At 43.4% G+C, this 21179-nt stretch carries 11 protein-coding genes; 9 read left to right on the forward strand and 2 right to left on the reverse strand.

All coding sequences use genetic code 11. The features are described from left to right. Positions 1-4: 4 nt before the first annotated feature. The 6 genes from EZ437_RS14605 to EZ437_RS14630 are packed head-to-tail and all read left to right on the forward strand — an operon-like array spanning position 5 to position 11150. On the forward strand, positions 5-2398 hold the full coding sequence (locus tag EZ437_RS14605) for an ABC transporter permease (RefSeq protein ID WP_131596800.1): 2394 nt from the start codon (positions 5-7) through the stop codon (positions 2396-2398). A 2-nt stretch (positions 2399-2400) separates the two neighbouring features. Continuing rightward, positions 2401-4797, forward strand: coding sequence for an ABC transporter permease (locus EZ437_RS14610; RefSeq protein ID WP_131596801.1), 2397 nt, complete (start codon positions 2401-2403; stop codon positions 4795-4797). Between the two features lie 11 nt (positions 4798-4808). After that, entirely contained in the window at positions 4809-5486 is a 678-nt protein-coding gene (locus EZ437_RS14615; RefSeq protein WP_131596802.1) for an ABC transporter ATP-binding protein, read from the forward strand. Positions 5487-5499: 13 nt separating this feature from the next. Next, on the forward strand, positions 5500-7911 hold the full coding sequence (locus tag EZ437_RS14620) for an ABC transporter permease (protein WP_131596803.1): 2412 nt from the start codon (positions 5500-5502) through the stop codon (positions 7909-7911). 15 nt (positions 7912-7926) lie between these two features. Next, positions 7927-10338, forward strand: a complete 2412-nt coding sequence (locus EZ437_RS14625) for an ABC transporter permease (RefSeq protein WP_131596804.1) — start codon at positions 7927-7929, stop codon at positions 10336-10338. Positions 10339-10352: 14 nt separating this feature from the next. Then, on the forward strand, positions 10353-11150 hold the full coding sequence (locus tag EZ437_RS14630) for an ABC transporter substrate-binding protein (RefSeq protein ID WP_131596805.1): 798 nt from the start codon (positions 10353-10355) through the stop codon (positions 11148-11150). Between the two features lie 27 nt (positions 11151-11177). Here the strand turns inward: EZ437_RS14630 and EZ437_RS14635 are convergent, their stop codons facing one another. Further along, on the reverse strand, positions 11178-13658 hold the full coding sequence (locus EZ437_RS14635; RefSeq protein ID WP_131596806.1) for a M1 family metallopeptidase: 2481 nt from the start codon (positions 13656-13658) through the stop codon (positions 11178-11180). A gap of 152 nt (positions 13659-13810) precedes the next feature. Here EZ437_RS14635 and EZ437_RS14640 point away from each other — a divergent pair, with 152 nt between their 5' ends. After that, positions 13811-15958 (forward strand): prolyl oligopeptidase family serine peptidase, encoded by a 2148-nt coding sequence (locus tag EZ437_RS14640; RefSeq protein ID WP_394343172.1) that lies wholly within the window; start codon positions 13811-13813, stop codon positions 15956-15958. A 309-nt stretch (positions 15959-16267) separates the two neighbouring features. On the opposite strand, the gene EZ437_RS14645 is transcribed toward EZ437_RS14640, so the two are convergent. After that, complete coding sequence (locus tag EZ437_RS14645; RefSeq protein WP_131596807.1) at positions 16268-17557, reverse strand: serine hydrolase domain-containing protein; 1290 nt, start codon at positions 17555-17557, stop codon at positions 16268-16270. Between the two features lie 227 nt (positions 17558-17784). On the opposite strand from EZ437_RS14645, the gene EZ437_RS14650 reads away from it, so the two are divergent. Together EZ437_RS14650 and EZ437_RS14655 are read left to right on the forward strand one after the other, a co-directional pair. After that, the gene (locus EZ437_RS14650) at positions 17785-18345 is read left to right on the forward strand and encodes a carboxymuconolactone decarboxylase family protein (RefSeq protein WP_131596808.1); all 561 of its coding nucleotides are present in this window, start codon (positions 17785-17787) and stop codon (positions 18343-18345) included. Positions 18346-18388: 43 nt separating this feature from the next. After that, complete coding sequence (locus EZ437_RS14655; protein WP_131596809.1) at positions 18389-21166, forward strand: TonB-dependent receptor; 2778 nt, start codon at positions 18389-18391, stop codon at positions 21164-21166. Positions 21167-21179: the final 13 nt, after the last annotated feature.

Here is a 21179-nt window from a genome sequence, read left to right on the forward strand (position 1 = left end):
CTATATGTTCAAACTCAACCTCAAAATCGCACTACGGAACCTTTGGAAACACAAGGGTTATACATTTATTAACTTGACGGGTTTGGCTATAGGTATGGCCAGCTGTATTCTTATTTTCTTGTTTATCCGCTTTCAGTTTAGTTTTGATGAAGACCATAAAAATGAAGACAGGATCTATCGGGTAGTTACCCACTGGAAGTACAATGCTTTTGATGATGTTTCTTCTGGAGTACCGGTTCCTTTCGCTGCCGCCGCAAGAAATGAGATTGCAGGATTTGAAAAAGTAGGTTCCATATTTAAGCGTGGGGGCATCATCCATGTCAACGATCAGAACGGAAAAACAACTATTAAAACGCAGCAGGCAATCTATTATACAGACCCTGATTTTTTTGAAGTTTTTAGCGACATCAAGTGGAAGTACGGAAAGCCTCAACAAGCACTTAGTGCGCCTAATACAGTTGTATTATCTGAAGGCTTCGCCATCAGATTTTTCGGCAATACGGAGCGAGCTATCGGCAAAAATATAACATTGGGTATCAATACAAATTTAGAGGTAACTGGTGTCATACAAGACATGCCTCAAAACAGCAGTTTTCCACTTGGGATCATAGTAAGTTATCAGACTTTTTATGGACGCAATAACAGCAATTGGGATTCTGTAAATTCAAGTTCGTCCTGTTACGTGCTACTGAAGGAAGGGGTAAATCTTGATGACGTACAGGTACAGTTAGATCAATTCAATAGTAAATATTATCCCATTCAGAAGGTCGCCGGAAACCAAAACAATCAGCTTCAGGCACTGAGGGATATCCATTTTAGCACAGCGTATGATAATTTCGGTGAGTCGACAATCGGCAAAAGCGAAGTTTACGGATTAGCGATAATCGGACTGTTCCTGATGCTGACAGCCTGCATCAATTTTATCAACTTAAGCACTGCCCAGTCCGTAAACCGCTCAAAAGAAGTCGGTGTGCGCAAGGTGATGGGCAGTAAACGCAAACAACTTATTGTACAGTTTCTTACAGAAACTTTTGCGCTAAGTTTAATTGCCTTGTTAGTTGCCTGTGTGATCGCTGAGATGGTCATCCCGTCAATGCAAAACTTATTCAACGGCCAAATTGAGTTTAGTCTTTTCAGCCACCCCATTATATTATTATTTATGGCCATTCTGGTTGTCATTGTAGCATTTCTTGCCGGATTTTATCCAGCACTCATTGTCTCGGGGTTCAGTCCTGCATTGGCTATCAAAAACAAAATAAGTTTAAATGGTAAAGGGCTAAGTATCCGAAAGGTGCTGGTTGTATTTCAGTTCTCGATTACAGTAGTACTGATAATAGGGACCTTAGTAATTGTCAGGCAGATGGAATTTGTACAGAAGAAATCCCTAGGGTTTAATCCGAATGCAGTGGCGATGGTAAGTATTCTGGGCGACAGCACAAGCGTCACTAAATTTAATACTTTCAGAGAGCAAGTCTTACCGGTGTCTGGTATAGAATCGATCAGCTTTTGCCAGTCACCTCCATTGTCAGACGATGTAAACGCCACTGATTTTACCTATAACGGGATAAAGAATAAAGATTTTGAGTTAAGAACCGTCAGAGCTGATGAAAATTATTTCAAGGTGTTTGACCTGAAACTAATTGCAGGTAAGATTTTCATGAAAAGCGACACAGCCAATGGCTGCGTAGTAAATGAAACGTTTTTGAAGAAGATAAATGTATCAAATCCTCAGGATGCGATAGGAAAGATGCTAGATGCAAGCGGCAATTTCATGCCCATAACAGGTGTAGTTAAAGATTACAACGATAAATCGTTAAAGGAAGGGATTTCAGGAGTTGCCATATTTCCGGGAAAGAACCAATATTGGAATACAGCTATTAAAATCGACGCAAAAAAGATCATGCCTGCGATGAAAGAAGTAGAAAGAATTTGGAACAGAACTTTTCCGAACGGCATTTATCAGGCAAATTTTGTGAACGATGAGATCAACAGCTATTATGAGGGCGAAAGAATAACCGGGGTTTTGTTTAAGGTTTTTGCAGGTGTCATCATTTTCATTTCATTTATCGGTTTATTTGGCTTAATTTCCTTTGTAGCTACCCAAAGAACCCGCGAAGTAGCTATCAGAAAAGTGTTAGGCGCATCTACAATAGAATTGGTCAAAATGTTGAACGGTTCCTTTTTAATCATGGTTTTCATCGCTAATTTAATTGCCTGGCCACTGGCATACTTGTTTGTGAAAAAATGGCTTGCTGGATTTGCTTATCAAATGGAACTGACTGCGTGGCCTTTCGTGCTGGCAATGTGTATTTCAATGTTAATTACGCTGCTCACCGTCAGTATCCGGTCTTATAAAGCTGCGGTAGCGAATACTATAGATGCCCTTAAATACGAATAACCATGTTTAGACTCCACCTCAAAATTGCTCTTAGAAATCTGCTGAAGCAGAGGAGCTATGCTTTTATCAATGTTTTTGGACTGTCAACAGGCCTGTGTGCCTTCTTCCTCATACTTTTCTATGTGGCGGATGACTTGAGCTACGACCGCTTCCATAAGAATGCAGACCGCATTGTCAGGGTCGTGCAGCGGGCCAGTTGGGAGGGAGGTGCGCTCAATTTGGCGCTTACCTCTTCACCTTTTGCGCCAGCATTGAAGGCAGATTACAAGGAAGTAGAAGAGGCAGCCTGGATCATAGGTGAAGCCGGGGGGCTGTTTAGCTATGGGACACAGCAGATCAAGGCCGGTGACGTATTTTTTACCGATAGCTCATTCCTAAAAGTATTTAGTTACCAGTTTTTGTATGGTGATCCTGAAAATTCACTATCGGCCACGAATTCCATTGTACTGACGGAGAAATTAGCCAGGAAGTTATTTGGTACAGCCGAAAATGCCATGGGCAAAGTGCTGACACTCGATAAAGATCCCGGTGGTACAGTAACTGGTGTAATCGCTGATCTTCCTGAAAATACACATCTTAAGTTTAGCGCTTTGAGGTCAGCACCGCCCAATCAGGTCGGGGCCTGGCAGCAGTTCAACGGATATACCTATTTGCTTTTAGCACCAAATGCTGATTACAAAATGCTAGAGGCCAGATTGCCTGAGTTCTATAAAAAGCACCTAAAGGGTGAGATGGGAGTAGAAGACTATAAAATGTCACTTCAGCCGATCACCAGCATCCACCTTCATTCAGACCTGGACTATGAGGTAGGTACCAATGGTAGTATGAAATACATTTCTATTTTTATTGTAGCGGCCGTCATGATCCTGCTGATTGCGATCATCAATTACATGAACCTCGCTACGGCCCGTGCTTCGGTCAGGGCCAGGGAAGTCGGTGTCCGTAAAGTGGTCGGTGCAGAACGGAAACAGATCATGTTTTCGTTTTGGCTGGAATCTGTGGTGCTGACCCTTATCGCCTGTCTGGTCGCTGCGTTGATGGTAGAATTGCTCATGCCTTATTTTAACCAGTTAGCTGGTAAATCGTTATCTACTTTGAAATACGGATTTCCATTTAGTGTAATGTTCGTCGTTGTTTTTGCATTAGTAGTAGGAACCCTGAGTGGCAGCTACCCCGCATTTTTCCTTTCGGGTTTTTCGGTAATCAACGCGTTAAAAGGTAAAACGGGAACGGTATCCGGTCATGGTATACTAAGAAAAGGGCTGGTGGTCTTTCAGTTTACAATTACTATCGCAATGGTTATTGTTTCCTGGGTGATTTATAATCAGATGCAATATGTAATGACTTCAGATCTCGGTTTTGACAAGCAGCAGGTGCTGACTTTTCATCTGGATGATGAAAACACAAGATTAAAGGTCAGTTCGCTCAAAAATGAACTGCTGCAGAGCCCGCTCATCAAAAAGGTTGGCGTGGCAGGAAATCCAATAGGTAATAATAATATTGGGACCAGTGGATTCTTTTTTGAAACGGATAAAGGCTTTAATCCCTCGACAAATATAGTGCAGGTGTTCATGGCTGATGAAGACCTGCTGCCGGCCATGGGCACAGACATAGTGCAGGGCAGGAACTTTTCTGGACAGCAGAGTTCAGATCAAACCCATGCAATAATAATCAACGAGACCCTGGTCAAAGAGCTGGGCCTTAAAAATCCCATCGGCAAAAGAATGAGGACTACGTACGTCAATGAAAAAGGGCAGCGGGAAGAAAGAACCATTGTAGGGGTCGTCAAAGATTTTCATACCTATTCGCTGCAGCACAAGATTCAGGGAATGCTGCTGTATATGCCGCCGCAGCGGCAGGATCAGGACAACCTGTATGTCCGAATTGATCCTGCCCAGACAAAAGCAGCCCTGCAGTGGATTAAAAAGGTATATGCCCGATTTGACAAAGTTAATCCTGCTGAGTTTCACTTTCTGGACGATAATTTCGCTGCCCGGTACGAGTCGGAACAGAGGCAGGAAAACCTGTTGCTAATTTTTACGCTGCTTGCCATTTCTATTGCGTTGCTAGGCATGTATGGGCTTTCTACCTTTGTTACCAGCCAGCGCACTAAGGAAATAGCCGTCCGACGGGTATTAGGTGCTTCTGCGATGAGCATCATCAACCTCCTGAACAGCGGATTTATGAAGATCACATTGTTAGCGAGCATATTGTCTTGGCCAGTGGCCTACTTCTTCTGCAATCGCTGGCTGCAGGACTTTGCCTACCGCATACAAACACCATTGCTGCCGTTTGTTTTGTCCAGCACATTGTGTATGGCAATGGTATTCCTGACGGTAACTTATAAAACCTGGAAAGCTGCAAAGGCCAATCCGGTAGACGCCCTTAAATACGAATAACACATACAATCATGATAGAACTAAAAGACATTGAAAAATACTATGCCAGCAAGGGCGTAAAAAGCTATATCCTGCGCCATGTATCTACCACGATCAAACAAGGCGAATTTGTATCCATCATGGGTCCCTCAGGTGCAGGAAAATCTACACTTTTAAACATCCTGGGAATGCTGGAAGAGCCGACCTATGGAAGCTATAGCTTTATGGGAGAGGACGTAACAACACTAAATGAGCGCAAGCGAATTGAACTGTACCGCAACCACATAGGCTTTGTATTTCAGGCATATCACCTGATAGACGAGATGACGGTTGAAGAAAATATCGAAGCACCCCTGCTATACAAAAAAGTGCCTGGTGCAGAGCGGAGGAGCAGAGTAGCCGATATCCTCGACCGCTTTAATATGGTGGCCAAAAAAGACTTGTTTCCTAATCAGCTCAGTGGCGGACAGCAGCAGTTAGTCGGCATAGCCCGCGCACTTGTAGCCCAGCCATCCATCATCCTGGCCGATGAACCTACCGGAAATCTGCAGTCTGCACAGGCCCTGCAGATCATGGAACTGTTCAAAAAACTCAACGAAGAAGAAGGGATTACCATTATCCAGGTTACCCACTCAGAAGTAAACGCTGCTTACGGCAGCCGCATTTTGCACCTGCTGGACGGTGTGATCAAAGAAGACGTAAACTTATAAAAACGGCTAGTTAATGTTTAAACTTAACCTGAAGATCGCTTTTCGCAACCTTTATAAAAATAAAGTGTATACAGCTATTAATGTTGCCGGATTAGCTCTCGGCTTAGGTGGATTTATTTTTATACTGCTGTACATCAATTATGAGAAGAGTTATGATACCTGGGATAAAGACCTCGATAAAGTTTATCAGGTGCAGGAACTTGACCTGTTTTCACTAAAAGAGGGAAAAGCTGAATGGTGGGGGGAATCTGACGGGAGGCTGATGGAAATGATGAAGACCAGTTTACCGAATGTTGCAGCGGTGACCCGGGTATTCGAATCCGGACGGGAAGAAGCCCTTGTCATTGACGATAGAGCGCCTTTTTTTATCAATAATATTCACAAAACTGATAGCGCTTTCTTCTCTGTATTTCCCTATAAATTTCTGTATGGGAACCCAGCTACGTCGCTGAAAAATTTAAATGATATGGTAGTCACTGAAGATTTTGCAAGGAAATATTTCGGAGATACCAATCCCGTCGGTAAGGTAGTCAAACTAACATCTCAGTCCTGGGTAACCCCCACGACTCCATACACCATTACTGGCGTAATTGCAAAACCGGAAACTCCCAGTGTTTTTGAGCTCAGCGTGCTCATTCACGCTCCGGTTTACAAGTTTCAGGATCAGATTCTTTCGTTTTGGCCTACTTATGTCAAATTTAACAGTATCCAGAGCGAGAAAGAGATCAGTCAGTCACTTCAGAAAATCTATGAACCCTTTCGGGCTGCTATGCTAAAAAAATGGAAATGGTCACCTGCTGAATATCTAAAAAATGGAAATAAACCTGCCGTGAGGCTAAAGTCTTTTTATAGTGTACATCAGTATCCTTTACAGCAGGAAGACTGGTTTACACTATTAAAACCGATCTTGCTACTGTCTTCCTTGCTGCTGCTCATCTCTATTATCAATTTCATCAATATGTTCACCGCTCAGGCTGTATCAAGAGCCAAAGAAGTGGGAATCAGGAAAGTGACAGGCGCGACCAGGGCATCCCTCATCAAGCAATTTCTGGTGGAAACAGCGCTTCAGTGTTTTTGTGCATTGATATTGGGGATTGTCCTTCTCGAACTCTTTCTTCCTTATTTAAACAAAGAGTTTTCACTTTCATTGTCCATTACTGGTAGCTTCAATATTGGTCTGGTTAGCCTGCAACTGATTGTTCTGGTAACACTGATTACATTGCTCGCAGGGATCTACCCCGCAGTATTCCTCTCTTCCTACAGTCCTCATCACGTATTGAAAGGCAATTTTTCCCATGGAAAGAAAGGATCGAAATTAAGGGTAATACTGGTTGGATTGCAGTTTGTCATCGCAGTAGGTTTCTTCATTGGTATCATGATTGTTTCTGGTCAGATCAAATATATGGAGTCAAGAGATCCAGGATTTGATCCCACGGGGGTTATTTACCTCCATGTGCCAATGATCAAGATCCATGCTGATCGTGTAAGGAATATAGATGGTGTTAAATATTTTGGGGTCAACAATGGGAATGTTCACAGGAATCCGAAGCTGACTGCGAATTATAAATACAATAATGAGGTAAAGGAACTGGCAACCGTATTTGTAAATATCGATGGCTTGCAGACTGTTGGAGCCAAATTACTTAGTGGAAGGTTCTTCGACAGGGATTATAAACAGGATACTTCCAGCACTGTGATCATAAATGAGGGCCTCGAAAAGCTGTACGGTGGAAACATGACGGGCAAATACATCACTTATAAAAATGATAGTGTGCGGGTTCAGGTAGTCGGTGTTATCAAAGATATACAGGTAGCTGGTTTTGATAAAGTGTCACCTCCAACTATCTATACCGCATCTAAATTTAATGCCACCTGGTACCCAAATGAGGAATTTATCAATCTGATAAGGTATGAACATAGAAAGGAAAAGCAGGTATTGGCTGACCTTACAAAGCTCTGGAAAGAGATTTCTCCTCAATATCCGTTGAGCTTCACTTTTCTTGAACATGATTTTAAGAAATTGTTTATTGCCCATGAGCGTTTTAAGCAGATGGTAAAGCTGTTTTCTTTTTTATCGATCTCACTTTCTATGATCGGTTTGTTTTCCCTGGCAGCTTTCATGACCCGCCAGCGGACTAAGGAAATTGCCATCAGAAAGGTATTGGGGGCAGACGATAAGGATATATTCTTCCTGCTCAATAAAAGCTACCTCTGGCTGATGGTTGGTGCTAATGTCATAGCCTGGCCATTGATCTATATTGCTGTGCAGCATTGGTTGGCGGGTTTTGCCTATCGTATAGAAATGCCTGTCCTGCCATTTTTAATGGCGTTTATTGTTTCTATTCTAGCCACAGCTCTTACTGTTAGTGTTCAGGTGAGAAATGCCGTCAAATCTAACCCTGTACAAGCCCTTAAATATGAATGATAAATAATTGAAAAGATGTTCAGAATCAACCTTAAAATTGCTTTTCGCAACCTCGTTAAGAACAGGGTATATGCGGCCATTAATATCTGCGGACTGGCCATAGGTCTTACTGCATTTATATTGTTGCTATTGTACATCAATCACGAAAACAGCTATGATAGGTGGTCTCCGGAATTGAACAGGGTGTATCAGTTGCGGGAAAGGCATGATTTCTTTACACCAGATAATAAGCAATACTGGCAGGAAGTGAATGACTCCAAGGTAGCCGCCCTTGTCAGGGAAAATATACCTCAGTTCAAATACGTAACCAAGGTAGACAATACCTGGGGGAGCGGATCTTCCATAAAGGCCGGAAGCTCAGATCCTGTCATGATGGATTATATCCGCGATGCGGACTCTTCTTTTTTTAAGGTCTTTGATTATCAGTTTTTACAGGGTGACCCAGTCACTGCGCTAAATCAACCTAATTCCATTGTTTTGAAACAGCGTACTGCGATTCAATTATTTGGTACAGACCAGGTGTTGGGTAAGGAAGTTAAAATAGTAATGTGGCGTACTGACAAAGGAACACCGATGAAAATTACGGGTATAGTAGCAGAGCCGGATATGCCAGAGAGTCTGCTTTTTGATGCCATTATGCATACTGGAGAGAAAGACAAGGATCCTATTAACTATACCAACTTTTGCCGGGTATACGCCCTGGCAGGATCAGACATAGATACGGCGGCTGTGAATGCCTTGTTGCAAAAGACCTATGTGGATTTTAAGAAGTCTTCCTTTGTACAGCGTAAAATCAGCTTTACTGATGTGTATAAAACAGGGAAAACTCCCGGATTAAAGGCGATACCCCTTAAGGAGGTGCATGCAAGTCCTCCTTTCGATATCAGCTGGACCGATCAGATCAAACCCGTTATTGCGCTCTCTGTATTTCTGTTGTTAATATCTGTCATCAATTTTGTAAACCTGGCCACTGCGCAATCTGCACAGCGGGCAAGGGAAGTTGGGGTCAGAAAAGTACTTGGCGCTTTTAAAAAGCAGTTAATGGTCCAGTTTCTGCTGGAGTCAGCCATCCAGTGCTTGTTTGCGTTGTTTCTCAGCATTGCCCTTGTAGAGTTACTGCTCCCCATGTTCAATACTTATTTTGAAATCAATCTAAGCTTCTGGTACAGTCATCAGCTTTTGGGTATCCTGACACAATTGGCTGCTGTTTTTATCACCATTACCCTGCTTGCGGGGCTATATCCGGCAGTTGTCCTGACAAATTATCAGCCGGTAGCTGTATTGAAAGGAAATTATCAACACGGATTTAAGGGAGTGAGACTTAGAAACGGACTGGTTATTCTACAGTTTATGATTGCTGTGATCCTCATGATCAGTATTGGGGTTATGAAACTGCAAACAAGTTATATGGCAGACAAAAATCTGGGTTATAACAAAGCACAGCTGATTAATATCAATACCAATTACGATGAGGGTTTTGTAAATCACATCAGACGTTTGCCCGGTGTTCAATATGTGGCCTCTACTACCCAGGTAATGGGTAATGTATTCAACATGCCTGAAGAGATCAGTTATCAAAACCAAAATTATAACATGAATACCGTTACCGTAACCATGGATGCTTTACCAGCATTAGGAGTCGAGGTAGTCAACGGAAGGATGTTTTCTGCAAAGTACGGCCAGGATACTGTAAATACGGTGGTATTAAACCAAACTGCGGCAAATCTGCTGGGCAAAAATATAATCGCTAAAAGTTACGATGTAAAAAGTGAAAATGAAAAATACACCTTTCAGATCGTAGGAATCATTAAAGACTACCACAACGAAGGCTTTGACAAAGCAGTATTGCCTACCATTTATAAGGTAACTATGCTTGGGGGAACATCCAGTACCAATAACCTGCTGGTCAGGTTCAATACAGTAAACTATCAACCCGTTATTAAAGCTATTGAAAAAGAGTGGAGGGCACTTTATCCTGATTTCCCCATGATTTATACCAGTGCAGAAGATACTTTTCAACAACAGTTAAAGTCAAGCCACAGGCTAGTGCAGATGATTTTCCTGTTTAGCATAGTCTCGGTAGCCTTGTCACTGCTCGGTTTATTTGCCCTGTCTGCTTTTATGGCCGAACGGAAAATTAAAGAAATAGCCATTCGCAAGATAATGGGAGCCACTGACTTTCAGGTGATCAATATGCTCAACCGCTCATTTTTAATTCTGGTGGCTTTGGCCAACCTGGTAAGCTGGCCAATAGCTTATGTCCTGATCAATAAATGGTTGCAGGGTTTTGCTTACCGCATCGACATGCCTTTTATGCCTTTCCTGATGGCAACCTTTATGTCGATGATCGTTTCCATCCTGACAATTACAATTAGGGCCAGAAAAGCAGCAGTCAGCAATCCTGTTGAAGCATTAAAGTATGAATAGATTACCTTTGTGTCATGCAGCGCAGTTTTACCGATCAGCTAGGTCAGCAAATCACCATCACCTATCCACCTAAACGGATCATTTCACTGGTGCCTTCGCAGACTGAGCTGCTCTTTGACCTGGGACTGGACAAAGAAGTCATTGGGCTGACCAAATTCTGCATTCATCCGATAGAGAAATTTGCAGCGCGGACCAAGGTAGGAGGGACTAAGAAGTTAAACCTTGAGCTGATTCGCTCCTTGCAGCCTGACCTGATCATCGGCAATAAGGAAGAGAATCAGCGCGAACAGATCGAAGAACTTATGCAGGAGTTTCCGGTATGGATGAGTGATATTTATACACTGGAGGATGCTAAGCAAACGATTTTACAGATCGGCGAACTGGTTGACCGCTCGCCTGAGGCTGCTTATTTAAACCACCTGATCACCGCAGGTTTCAATGACCTGCAAACACTGGCTGTACAAAACGGACTAAACAAAAAAGTAGCCTACCTGATCTGGAAAGACCCGTACATGCTTGCCGGCAGGGACACCTTCATAGATAATATATTGGCTTTAAATGGCCTTAGCAATGTAGTTAAGGAGAAAAGATACCCTGAAATTGCATTAAATGAGCTGAACGGATTAAAGCCTGATCTGGTATTTCTTTCTTCAGAACCCTATCCTTTTAAAGAAAAGCACCTTCAAGAAATCGAGTCGATATTACCTGATGCCAAAGTAGTGATTGTAGACGGAGAAATGTTCTCCTGGTATGGCAGCAGATTGGTAAAAGCTGTTCAGTATCTTTTTCAGTTGCAAAAGGATCTGTATTAAAAAAGGAGGGCATTGCCCTCCTTCATACTATTTCAGTTCTGCAATCGCCGCATCGATATAAGTAATACTCTCCTGGTCAGCTGAGCGCAATTGCTTAAGCTGAGAAAGGAAGTTTGTGATGAACTTATCTGCCCCATACTGCTTATACTTTAGTCCAATTGCCTTCAGTGCATCTATCCCTTTTTTCACCTGCGCCTTATCAGTTAGTTTTCCTAGTGTCACTATATACGCAGGGATTAAATTGATTTGTTCCTGTGGGCCCAATGCGGAAAATTTATCGGTTACAAACGGAAGCTCTTTTTCAGAACCATATTTGGCGTAAACATTTACAATGGCTGTAGTAAGCGCTTTGCGGTTGTCTTTTTCCAAACCTTTTGCAGTAGCCAATGCCTCCGCAGCAGGTAACAGTTCAGCTAAGGCCATCAAAGACGCACCCTGTACCGCATATGACCTGCTTTCCAGTCCTTTCTTAAACATGGACAGGTCTTCCTGGTTTTTAGCAGCAGCCACCATGGTGATGGCCTGTGCCTGTACCAAAGTATTCACATCGGCAACTGCCATCTTTTTAATTGCCGGCATTAGCGAAGCAAGTAGCGCTTTATTAGCAGGATCTATGGACTGCATGGCATTTAACCTGATTCCGTAATATTTATCATTCAGTGCAGCAGTTAGGATCTGCAAAGAAACAGCCTCTGTCTGCGCCTTCGACGCTGCGGCTACCGCTTCCAGTCTGTCCAGGTATAGCGGCGCATTGGTGTACTGAAAAGCAAATTCAGCCAAAGATTTATTGTCCGTTTTTTCCGCCAGCAATACTTTGTCTGCATCCACATTGACTAAATCAGGTTTAGTGGGACTTAAAAAACTAAATGTCTGCACAGAATCTTTCATGATAATCTGGTGGCGTTGCTTATTGGTGCCTACATATACATCTACTGCCATCGGCAGGGTAAACAAATTACCTCCCTGGGTCTGCTTTATCGTTACTTTTTGTGTTTTCGTAGCGGCATCCCATGCATAATCAATACTCAATACAGGGTGTCCTGAGTTAAAATACCACTGGTTAAAGAACCAGTTCAGGTCCTTTCCGCTCGCCTCCTCCATCGCCAGGCGCAACTGGTGGGCCTCGCCATTTTTAAAGGCATTTTGCTTCAGGTAAAGGTTCAGCCCTTTATAAAATACCTGCTCGCCCAGGTAATTGCGCATCATATTGAGAATCCTTCCGCCTTTTTGATAAGAAACCAGGTCAAACATCTCCTCCTTATCTGCGTAATGAAAGCGTACCAGGTTTTTGAGCGCGTCATCTTTAGTGCCCAGGTAATTGGCCATGTCCTCATAGTTGTGCGCATCACCGGCATCTTTGCCATACTTATATTCTGCCCACATTACCTCACTGAAGTTAGCAAACGACTCATTTACGGTAAGGTTGCTCCAGCTTTCAGCAGTTACATAATCACCAAACCAATGGTGGAACAGCTCATGTGCAATGGTACTTTCGGCCTGTCCGAAATACTCGTCCAATACCTCTCTGTCGGTACGCTGCACATATTCACCATGCAGGGTAGCTGTGGTGTTTTCCATCGCACCGCTCACAAAATCACGCACCACAATCTGACTGTATTTAATCCATGGATAGTCAATGCCCAGTTTTTCGGAATAGAAGGTCATCATTTCCGGTGTAAGTCCGAAACTATGCTTCGCAAAAGGGGCGTAGGCAGGCTCCAGGTAATAACTAACTTCCCGATCTTTCCATTTGTCCTTATACACTTTAAAATCGCCCACTGCCATCATAAACAAATATGGTGCATGCGGTAAATCCATTTTCCAGGTATCGGTACGCGTACCGTCTGTACCCTTCAGTTGCGTTACCAGTTTGCCGTTAGACAAGGTCACATATTTAGCCGGAACGGTAATGCTGATCTCAGAAGTGGTTTTCTGGTTAGGCCTGTCAATAGTAGGGAACCATACCGAAGAAGCTTCAGTCTCACCCTGTGTCCAGATCTGCACCGGCTTATCTTTATCGGTGCCATCCGGATTGATGAAATAGAGTCCCTTTGCATCGGTTATCGCAGCGCTACCCTTCACTTTTAGCTCATCAGGTTTGGCAGTATAGTCGATAAAAATGGTGTATGATTGCCCCGGCAAAAATTTCTTGCCCAGTTTAATTTTCAGCTGTTGCTGATCATACTCATACTTTAAAGTCTGAAGTGTTTTTCCGTTTACCAGTGATACATTACGGATGTCCATTCCTTTGGCATCCAGCGTCAGTGAGTCTGTAGGATAGGCATAAGGCTTTAACGTCACCCATTCTTTACCGATCAGCTGCCTTTTTGCATAGTCAAACTTCACACTCAGTTTGGTATGCACCAGCGCATTTATTTTAGTTGCAGAAGCTTGGTATATCGCATCAGTTTTGGCTACCGCGATGTTTTCAGTCTGTGCCCGGAGGCTATTGGCTGCGAGCACTACCGTCAGTCCCGCGCAGATGGATATTCTAAATAAGTCTTTCATTTAAGTTAGCTATGAGGGGCTAAATGTACATAAATCAAATAAATAATAAAATTTCCAGGGTCATTCAGCTAGTTAAAAAACGTTAAACCATCGTGCTGCAAATAACTTATTTGTATTATTGTGTGGATGAATAAGCATTCAGACAACCGGCCATGAAAGCAATCGTTAAAATCTTAACATTATTTACCTCATTGCTGCCTGCTTTTGCAAATGCGCAAACAAATGCTAAACAGGCGAACACTCAACAAAAAGAATCAATGACCTATCCTGCTACAAAACAAGAAAACATAAGCGATAACTACTTTGGAACTACCGTAAACGATCCTTACAGATGGCTGGAAGACGACCGCTCTGAAGCTACCAAAGGATGGGTTGTGGCCCAGAACACGGTTACCCAAAATTACCTTTCTCAGATTCCTTTTCGCAAGGCGATCAAAGAGCGCCTTACCCGGCTCATGAATTATGAAAAGTTCTCACAGCCATTTAAAGAAGGCGGTTATACCTATTTCTACAGAAACTCAGGACTGCAAAATCAGAGCTTGCTTTACCGCCAGAAGGATGGAGCTGAGGCCGAGGTATTTCTTGATCCAAATACCTTTTCTAAAGATGCAACTACCTCATTGGCAGACATCAGCTTCTCCAAAGATGGCAGCCTCGTTGCCTATCAGTTATCAACTGGGGGATCGGACTGGACGAATGTTGTAGTCATGAAAGCAGCAGACAAGTCCATCATAGGTGATACGCTTACAGACATCAAATTTTCCGGCATCGCCTGGCAGGGCAATGAAGGCTTCTACTACAGCACCTATGACAAGCCTGCACAAGGTAGCCAGTTATCCGGCAAAACTGAGCACCATAAGCTGTACTTCCACAAACTGGGCACTGCCCAGAAAGATGATCAGCTAATCTTTGGAGGTGAAATCACGCCGAGAAGGTATATTGGCGCAGGCCTTACCGAAGATGAACGCTACCTGATCATTTCTGCAGCCAAGTCGACCTCGGGTAATGAGCTTTACCTAAAAGACCTTTCGGTGCCTAACTCAGCCATTGTAACAGTTGTCGATAATTTCGACCAAAATAACAACATCGTCACCAATGTGGGCAGTAAGCTCTACATATATACCAGTTTAAATGCGCGAAACGGGCGCATCATCACAGTAGATGCCGCTAATCCGAAGCCGGAGAACTGGAAAGAACTGATTAAGGAAACAGAGAACGTGCTAAACCCATCCACAGCCGGAGGGAAGCTGTTCGCCAACTATATCAAAGATGCTGTCTCTATGGTGCAGCAATATGATATGGAAGGTAAACTGGAGCATGAGATTCAGCTCCCTGAGATAGGGACTGCCATTGGGTTTTCGGGTAAAAAGGACGATAAGGAACTTTTTTATACGTTTACTTCTTATGTTTATCCCCCTACGATCTTTAAATACGATATAGCTGCAGGTAAATCTGAAGTATACAAAAAGCCGGGTGTAGATTTCGACCCTACTCTGTATGAATCTAAACAGGTGTTTTATAAATCCAAAGATGGCACGAAAATCCCGATGATCATCACGTATAAAAAGGGCTTGAAACTCAATGCCAAAAATCCGACCGTCCTGTATGGTTATGGAGGTTTTAATATAAGCCTGACCCCGGCCTTCAGCACTTCGGTGGTCGTTTTACTGGAGCAAGGTGGCGTCTACGCAGTAGCCAACCTGCGCGGTGGTGGCGAGTATGGAGAAAAGTGGCATACGGCAGGCACCAAAATGAAGAAGCAAAACGTATTTGATGATTTTATCGCCGCGGCAGAATACCTGGTTAAAAGAAAATATACCTCCAAAGACTACCTGGCCATATCAGGCGGCTCCAATGGCGGCCTGCTGGTCGGTGCTGTCATGGCCCAGCGACCGGAACTGTTTAAAGTAGCCATGCCGGCAGTAGGAGTGATGGACATGCTACGCTACCATAAGTTTACCGCAGGTGCGGGATGGGCGTACGATTATGGTACATCAGAAGATTCCAAAGAAATGTTTGCCTATCTATATAAATATTCTCCGGTACATGCATTAAAAAGTGGGGTTGCTTATCCGGCTACACTGGTGACTACCGCCGATCATGACGACCGGGTGGTACCGGCGCATTCCTTTAAATTTGCGGCGACCCTGCAAAAGCAGCAAGCAGGCAATGCCCCTGTGCTGATCAGGATAGAAACCAACGCAGGTCATGGTGCAGGAAAGCCCACCGATAAGGCTATTGAAGAGGTGGCCGACCGATGGGCGTTCATGCTGTACAATATGGGCTTATCTTATCAATGATTTTTTAGTTATCCGGGAGTTTCATGGGTATCTTTTGTTATGTATTTTCTTTAGTAGAAAATACATCGTATACCGCAAGTATGTAACAGGAATCTAGTTGGGATATTAGAGGGGATTCATACGGAATGAATAGGGACTTTCCCCCTGTTATCTCCCTATAATGTCCCTATAAAGTCCCTATTAAACCCCTATTATCTCAAAACACAGTCAAAACTGTTCCAAGGCTTTTTCCATTTCATTTTCGTAAGTCTTTTCGATGGTGGGAGGGTTATTCAGTGCGGCTTTTTTCGCTCAAAGAAGAAGCCTTTATTAATTCAGCGCCTGATAAGTGAGTGCCCTGAACCTTTCTGTCACATTACCATGTGAGGAACTCTGCAACTGACGGTAGAAGAGCAGTACCATTTTTTCCTTTGGATCTACCCAGTAAGAAGTGGAAAATGCACCACCCCAGCTAAAAGTGCCTGCTTGCGCGGGTGTGTTGGCACTCCCTTTTTCAGTGACTATACCAAAACCCAGGCCAAATTTATCATCGCCCAGGCTCAGGTCGCCGATCTGGTTCATCGTCATCATCCTTACCGTATTGCGGCCGAGCAACCTTACGCCATTGTATTCGCCACCGTTCAAAAGCATTTGCAGAAATATTGCGTAGTCCATGATTGGCGCACTAAGACCTCCGCCACCGGAATAGTAGGTGCTGCCGATCAGGGGATAATTTGATGCCGTAGGGGTGCCAAAGATCTTGTTGCCTCCTTTGATGAGCTTTCCCTGCTGGTCCTCAGTATACATATTTACCAGTTGGTCAGATTTACTTTCAGGTACGGAGAAATAGGTACTGTTCATTCCCATTGGTTGAAATATGCGGGTTTTGAAGAACTGATCGAGGCTCATGCCTGAAACCACTTCCACTATGCATCCTAGCAGGTCGGTATTGAGTCCGTAGGTCCAGCGCTGTCCGGGCTGATGCATGAGGGGCAGTTTGCCCAGGCGTGTCATTGCTTCCAGCAGTGTTCCTTCTTTTACGCCTAGTCCGGCAGTGATGTTACTTTTGGCATAAATGGCATTTGCCTCCGGCGATCCGATTTGTGCATAGCCCAGTCCGGAGGTATGGGTCAGCAGGTCTTTGATGGTGATCTCCCTTGCGGCCGGAAGGGTAGTATAGGTTGTGTCTTTTGCTTCGAATTTATCCAGTACCGTAGGTTTGCTGAATGAGGGAATGAATTTAGATACCCGGTCGTTAAGCAATAGTTTTCCATCATCAAACAACATCATGATGGCTACGCTGGTGATGGCTTTGGTCTGTGAGGCAATCCGGAAGATGCCTTCTTTGGGCATTTTTTGCTTTGCTTCTATATCATTATAGCCTACACCGTTGTAATAAGCAATCTTTCCATTTCTGATGACAAGAGCTACCGCGCCGTTCATCCAGCCCTTGTCTGTCCATTCTTTCATTGCGTTGTCAAGTTTGGTAAGTCTTTGGGCTGAAAAGCCCGCGACTTCCGGTGTTCCGGCTGTAATGGTTGTACTTAGATGCTGAGCGATGGCAGCGTAACCTACAGTAAGATTAAGCAGCAGACAAAGGAGAAGGTTTTTATTGCACATATTTTGAACGCATTTCCTACTAAGTTGCGCAATAATAATCAATATTAAAAGTGTGTATAAAGCGATAATAGCTAATTGGTAGGAGACCTTTACCCAAAGCGTTTAAAGGAGATTACGGGGCAATATAATTTTATTTTAAATTAATATTTGGAATTTCAAATAATAACAATATTTTTATCAAATCCAAATATATTGCCAATTGTATAAACAACGTTACAAAAGAATCTATGCCACACATTCCTTTAGAAAGCCATTTGCCCGGGATAACGGGTTTGCTGGAATACAGTAAAGCCACCGCACAGCCCATTCGTGACCTTACCCAATTCCTGCTCCGCGGACCGTCTTCCCTTACAGAAGCTGAGCGCGAGCTGATTGCAACGGTAGTTTCGCATGGCAATGAATGTACTTTTTGTACTACTGCCCATACTGCAGCGGCAGATTTGCTGGCGGGGGAGGCTATTACGGCGCAAAAAGTAAAGGAGAATATTGAAACCGCGCCTGTGAGTGAAAAAATGAAAGCGCTACTGCACATTGCTGCCCTGACCAGGCAGAGTGGTAAAAGCGTCAGTGAAGAGGCGATAGCCCGCGCGAAATCAGCAGGGGCTACGGATGTAGAGATCCATGATACAGTGTTGATTGCCGCCCTTTTTTGTCTGTATAACCGCTATGTAGATGGCATGGGAACTGCATTACCGGCTGATCCGGCATATTATGGAGTGCTAGCCGAACGGCTGGTAAATCATGGATATACCCGGTTGCCTCAGGGGTATGAGCACCTGAAGAAATAAAAACCAAGAACAAACAAACCATATATAAACCAAACCAACAAACATGCGTAAACTTTTATTTTTTATTTTACTGTTTTGCACAGTAAACCTGGTAGCACAGGATGTTAAAATTTCGGGAACTGTGACTGCTGCCGACGGTAGCGCAGCACTGGGTAGCGCCAGTATCAAGGTCAAAGACAAAGTAGTGGGTACCACTACCAATTCCAAAGGGAATTTTACCCTGAATTTTAATGGAAAACTGCCATTTATCATCGTTATCTCAGCCGTAGGCTATGAAACACAGGAGGTAGAAATTACTTCAGCATCTCAAAATGTATCGGCAGTACTCGTGACTAAATCGATTATGCTAAACGAGGTGGTGTCTTCAGCAGCCAGGGTAAATGAAAGTATTTTGCAATCACCCGTAAGTGTTGAAAAGATGTCCCTAAAAGCCATCAAGGAAAATCCTTCTTTTACTTTTTACGATGGGCTGCAAAGCCTGAAGGGGATGGAGGCGGTGACGAGCAGTATCACCTACAAACAGGTAAATACCCGCGGATTTAATACTACCGGAAATTCAAGGTTTCTGCAATTGGTAGATGGAGTGGATAATCAGACTCCGGGACTTAACTTCTCTGTTGGTAACCTGTTTGGAGCTTCAGATATGGATATCGAATCGGCCGAGGTAATTCCGGGTGCTGCTTCAGCGCTATATGGTCCGGTGGCATTTAACGGATTATTGAGTGTGAAGACTAAAGATCCTTTTACACATCAGGGTTTGTCAGTACAGGTTAAAACCGGGTTCAATCATATTGGGGAAAGCTTTGAAGATCCAAAAAGTATCAATGATTTTGCATTGCGATACGCTAAATCGTTTAATGATCGCTTTGCATTTAAGATCAATGCTTCGTATTTGAAAGGTACAGACTGGTATGCAAATGATTTTACTGATGTGAGTGGCATAACCGCGGATGCACAAAAAGGGCCTAATAACCCAACGAGAGATGCACTGAACATTTATGGGGATGAGGTTACAAAAAACCTGGAGGGCACCATTGGGGTAGTTTCCCGTACTGGCTATGAGGAAAAGGACCTGATGAATTACGGTGTCTATAGTTTAAAATTAAATGGGGCCCTGCACTACCGCTTGAGCGACAATATAGAAGCAATATACCAGTATAATTTTGGTCGTGGTACCGCCAGTTATACAGGTAGCAGTCGCTTTGATCTTAACAATTTTGTATTGCAGACGCATCGGGTTGAGCTGAAGGGTAGCAAGTTCTTCTTGCGCAGCTATGTAGTCAGCGAGAACTCTCATGACTCTTATAACACACGTTCTCTTGCACAGTTCATTAACAGGGATTGGGTTAAAGACCTAAGCGGAAATACTGTAGCGCCTAATCAGGCTGATGCGACTTGGTTTGCACGCTATAAAGCGGCTTTTTTAGGTAGCGCTAATGGGGTAACACCTAATAGCCATTCTGCTGCACGTACTTTTGCTGATCAGGGCAGGTTTTTGCCTGGTACAGATGCATTTGAAAAAGCCAAGGATGCTTCCATCCACAATTATGGGTTAAGTGGTGCCGGTGTATTTAGTAATAGTAAATTTTATCATACAGACGGACAGTATGATTTTTCAAGCGCTGTGAAAGTGGTTGAGTTATTGGCCGGCGGTAGTTTCCGTAACTACAAGATGTTTACCAATGGAAGTCTTTTTGACGATAAAGAAAACAAGATTGGTATTAAAGAATATGGTGCTTTTGTTCAGGCCAGTAAAAAGTTGCTGGATGATAAGTTGAAATTGAGTGCCTCTATCCGCTATGATAAGAATGAGAATTTTGATGGTAACTTTACACCTCGCTTTTCAGGTGTGTATACTTTGGCGAAATCTCATAACTTCAGAGCATCTTATCAAACTGGATTTAGAAATCCAACTCCTGTGGATCAATTTATTAAGCTTAACGTAGGCCCTATTACGATATTAGGTGGTGCGCCAGCCAATAGTGCGGGTATGAATGTATATGAAAATTCATTTACAGCAGCCTCAGCAGGTGCATTTTTCCCTGCTGTAGGAGCGGCTATTGGTGGCGGTATGACACCACAACAAGCGATAGCTGCAAATAAGGATATCCTTGTAAAGTCTAACGTTGCTTATGTCAAACCTGAGCAACAAAAAGCTTTTGAGGTCGGCTATAAAGGTCTGATTAACGATAGAGTTTTGGTTGATTTAAATTATTATCACAGTTCGTATACAGATTTCTTACTGAGCACTGTTGTGATGAGACCGGCTAGTCCGGTCCTGGGAACAGATGGAAAGGTCAATCCTGCAGCTGCAGCTGATATATTCGCACAACAACCACAAACGGTAAGCGTTTTTCAATTGTACACTAACGCCACAGACGAGGTGTCTGCTCAAGGTCTAAGCGCCGGGATCACTTACTTATTGGATAAAGGCTATGTACTTGGTGGTAACGCGACTTTGTCTGACTTTAATATTGGCGAAGCCAATATTAATAATATAGCCCAATTCAATACCCCAAAATACAGCACCAACGTAACCTTTGGCAATGCCAACGCAGTCAAAGATTTCGGGTTTAACCTGGCTTGGCACTGGCAGAGCGCGTTTAAGTGGTATGGTACATTCAATGGTCTAAGACCTGGAACGATCGAAGCTTATTCGATGGTAGATGCACAGATCAATAAAAAACTGCCTCGCTACAACACTACAATCAAACTGGGAGGAAGCAACATCTTTAACAAAAGGATTATGCAATCGTACGGATCCCCAAGAATAGGTGCTATCTATTATGTAGCGCTTGTGTTTGAGAACCCGCTTAAATAGTAATGCCTGATCT

Origin of the sequence: Pedobacter psychroterrae, from assembly GCF_004331695.1 — a bacterium.
GTDB lineage: Bacteria > Bacteroidota > Bacteroidia > Sphingobacteriales > Sphingobacteriaceae > Pedobacter > Pedobacter psychroterrae.

Bases quoted from the DNA above. Each gene is read 5' to 3' on its own strand.
- EZ437_RS14605 (WP_131596800.1), top strand. From the start codon at position 5: ATGTTCAAACTCAACCTCAAAATCGCACTACGGAACCTTTGGAAACAC.
- EZ437_RS14610 (WP_131596801.1), top strand. From the start codon at position 2,401: ATGTTTAGACTCCACCTCAAAATTGCTCTTAGAAATCTGCTGAAGCAG.
- EZ437_RS14615 (WP_131596802.1), top strand. From the start codon at position 4,809: ATGATAGAACTAAAAGACATTGAAAAATACTATGCCAGCAAGGGCGTA.
- EZ437_RS14620 (WP_131596803.1), top strand. From the start codon at position 5,500: ATGTTTAAACTTAACCTGAAGATCGCTTTTCGCAACCTTTATAAAAAT.
- EZ437_RS14625 (WP_131596804.1), top strand. From the start codon at position 7,927: ATGTTCAGAATCAACCTTAAAATTGCTTTTCGCAACCTCGTTAAGAAC.
- EZ437_RS14630 (WP_131596805.1), top strand. From the start codon at position 10,353: ATGCAGCGCAGTTTTACCGATCAGCTAGGTCAGCAAATCACCATCACC.
- EZ437_RS14635 (WP_131596806.1), bottom strand. From the start codon at position 13,658: ATGAAAGACTTATTTAGAATATCCATCTGCGCGGGACTGACGGTAGTG.
- EZ437_RS14640 (WP_394343172.1), top strand. From the start codon at position 13,811: ATGAAAGCAATCGTTAAAATCTTAACATTATTTACCTCATTGCTGCCT.
- EZ437_RS14645 (WP_131596807.1), bottom strand. From the start codon at position 17,557: ATGTGCAATAAAAACCTTCTCCTTTGTCTGCTGCTTAATCTTACTGTA.
- EZ437_RS14650 (WP_131596808.1), top strand. From the start codon at position 17,785: ATGCCACACATTCCTTTAGAAAGCCATTTGCCCGGGATAACGGGTTTG.
- EZ437_RS14655 (WP_131596809.1), top strand. From the start codon at position 18,389: ATGCGTAAACTTTTATTTTTTATTTTACTGTTTTGCACAGTAAACCTG.